The sequence below is a fragment of the Phyllobacterium sp. genome (assembly GCF_037994405.1).
In the GTDB taxonomy this organism is placed as follows: Bacteria; Pseudomonadota; Alphaproteobacteria; order Rhizobiales; family Rhizobiaceae; genus Phyllobacterium.
Genome location: NZ_JBBNAN010000027.1, coordinates 1 through 2,499, shown reverse-complemented (window position 1 = coordinate 2,499; position 2,499 = coordinate 1). Strand labels below are relative to the sequence as shown.

Here is a 2,499-nt window from a genome sequence, read left to right as displayed (position 1 = left end):
AAGACTCAAAGAATTCGCCCATTGGCCAACACTTAGCAGGATAACAGGAGGTAATGATGGATCTCAAGGACAGGCGCCTCTGGTACGGCGTAGCCGTGATCGTGGTATTGATCGTGATTGCCTATGCTGCTGGTTGGTTTGGCGGGACGCCGACACCAGTGCCACCGCAGTGAGAGTGATCGTCATTCTCACTTGCAGCTGAACCGCTCAAATTTTGCCGCCTACCGGTTGATAACCCGCGTGGTACCGATCGGCGAATGCCAAACAGCAAATGCTTGCGCTTGGTAGAGGAGATGCTACTGGTGCGTGGCATTGTGGTTTCCTACGAAACGATCCGCCGATGGGGTCATAAGTTCGGGCCGGATTACGTCCGACGGTCGCCAGGTATTGAGGCGGCTAAGAAGAGCGCAAGGCAGCGATATTCCTTTAAGGATGATCATCAAGTCTGTGCGATCGCTGAAGCCAAGTATGGCGTGAACGCCAAGCGGATAAAGGGCCTGCTCAGGCGTCAGTGGCCCTTTCAATGTTCAGGGGCCGTTATAAATAGCAAGGTTTGTTGATTAAGAAGAAACGCACTCAATTCTACGATCTGAACCGCCCCTTGCAGCGCGCCTTGAAACAGAGGCAAAGCATCAAATTCCAATTGCTCCACGCGGCATTCCATTATTTCTCGGACAGAAGTTTTGGCGCCGGGGACAGTGTTGAAATCCATCGTGTCCGGATCAAATTGAAACACTGTGAGCGCCGCAGCAGGATCATCTGAGATGGGATGCGCTCCTACTCCGGTGGACGCTACGCCGAGCTTGTCTCGATATGTCCAAACTGTAAACGGAGGTGGCTTATCTTTGAATGTCATCGACACACCGCCGCCGTTGGCACTGAACGCCTCCATTGCAAAGGCGCGTCTTCCGTTGATCGATCAGCTTTTGGTGCGGCAAACGGGAAAGACGCCCAATCATATAAAGTTGCTCATACGCAGGCGCGTATGGGGCTGGCCAGTCTGCGAACATCCGCTCCCGCATAGTCGGGTTGCCGGCATCGAGACTCTTGTGGTCAATCATTCTCCCGAGGGAAGATCGGAGCATTTGCGCGTCCGTAGCGTATGGCGAGATCTTCACCTAGGCTTCCGGCTCATGCGCCTGCTGCGAGAGAGTTTTCAGGTAGGATCGCTGCGCGCCGGTCATTGGCTCGTCCCGCTGACCCAATCGTCAGGGTCTTTCCGCGTATTGGATCCGGGATTGAGGCTGGCCTTAGGATTGTGCTGATCGCTCATGTTCTAGCCTCCACGATATTTTGTACTGTAAACGTTTCTATTCACTCTTAAAGTTCCCGGCTATCATATGCGACGTAATCAACCGATGCAGGTCACCCGAACATGCGCCAAATTTCCGGTATCGCCTTTTATTCGTTCTAGGCACGATTAGATCAGTCGTTAAGAAATCTGCGTGGTGACCTGACCACGAAGGAGCCAATGCTCGTCGCGCTTCAAAAAGTGAGTAAATCCTATCGAACAGCAGAAGGGCCGTTGGAGGTCCTGCGCGAGGTTGACCTCGGGCTGGAAATCGGCCGAACCCTTGCTTTGACCGGAGAGTCAGGCAGCGGCAAAAGCACACTTTTGCACCTGGCGGCAGGGCTTGACTATCCGGACTCCGGCCGCATCGAAATCGCCGATCAGGATATCTCGCAGCTGAACGACGTCGGCCGCGCCGCATTACGGCGCGGCGTGGTCGGACTGGTGTTTCAACAGTTCAACCTGATCCCTTCGCTTGATGTAGCAGCCAATCTTTCCTTCCACGCGCGCCTTGCCGGACGCCACAATTCGGCTTGGCAATCGGAATTGGTCGAGAAGCTTGGGCTTGAAGCCCTGTTGAAGCGCTACCCCGAACAGCTCTCCGTCGGCCAGCAGCAAAGGGTGGCGATCGGGCGAACGCTGGCTGCGCGTCCGAAGCTGGTGCTCGCCGACGAGCCGACGGGCAATCTGGACGAGGCGACCGGTGATGCGGTACTGGCGCTGATGCTGGAACTGGTGGTGCAGACCGGGGCAGCTCTACTAATGGTGACGCATTCGACGCGGCTTGCCGAACGGCTCGATGCACGGGTGCACCTTCAGGCCGGGCGGATCGCCTGATGTTTTATGCGAGCATGTCCGCCTTGCTTTCCCATTGGCGCCGGCGACCGATGCAACTGGCGATGCTGCTCATGGGTCTCTCACTGGCGACCGCCCTCTGGTCGGGTGTTCAGGCGATCAATGCTGAGGCGCGTGCCAGCTACGATCGTGCAGCGTCGATGCTGGGACAGGATCGCCTCGAACAATTGGTATCGGCGGACGGGGAAACAATCCCGCAGCAGGTCTTTGTCGATCTCACCCGGGCTGGCTGGATGGTGTCTCCTGTCCTGGAGGGTCAGCTGCGTCTCGGCGCCGCGCGGCTGCACGTCCTCGGCATCGATCCTGTGAGCTTGCCGCGCGAAGCGCAGCACGTGGATCTGGCAGAAGGCGAT

Annotated in this window: 2 protein-coding genes and 2 pseudogenes; 2 read left to right on the top strand and 2 right to left on the bottom strand. The window is 56.9% G+C overall.

All coding sequences use genetic code 11. The annotated features are described in order from the left end of the window. Positions 1–520: 520 nt before the first annotated feature. A complete protein-coding gene (locus AAAC48_RS02005; RefSeq protein WP_340652565.1) occupies positions 521–856 on the bottom strand; it encodes a hypothetical protein in 336 nt (111 codons plus the stop codon). Between the two features lie 268 nt (positions 857–1,124). Continuing rightward, a pseudogene (locus AAAC48_RS02000) lies at positions 1,125–1,273 on the bottom strand (DUF3072 domain-containing protein); the annotation flags it as partial. A gap of 198 nt (positions 1,274–1,471) precedes the next feature. Here AAAC48_RS02000 and AAAC48_RS01995 point away from each other — a divergent pair. Both AAAC48_RS01995 and AAAC48_RS01990 read left to right on the top strand, forming a co-directional pair. After that, the gene (locus AAAC48_RS01995; protein ID WP_340652564.1) at positions 1,472–2,128 is read left to right on the top strand and encodes an ABC transporter ATP-binding protein; all 657 of its coding nucleotides are present in this window, start codon (positions 1,472–1,474) and stop codon (positions 2,126–2,128) included. Further along, positions 2,128–2,499: pseudogene (locus tag AAAC48_RS01990) on the top strand (ABC transporter permease); the annotation flags it as partial. The gene AAAC48_RS01995 and the pseudogene AAAC48_RS01990, both read left to right, overlap by 1 nt.

Bases quoted from the DNA above. Each gene is read 5' to 3' on its own strand.
- AAAC48_RS02005 (WP_340652565.1), bottom strand. From the start codon at position 856: ATGACATTCAAAGATAAGCCACCTCCGTTTACAGTTTGGACATATCGA.
- AAAC48_RS01995 (WP_340652564.1), top strand. From the start codon at position 1,472: ATGCTCGTCGCGCTTCAAAAAGTGAGTAAATCCTATCGAACAGCAGAA.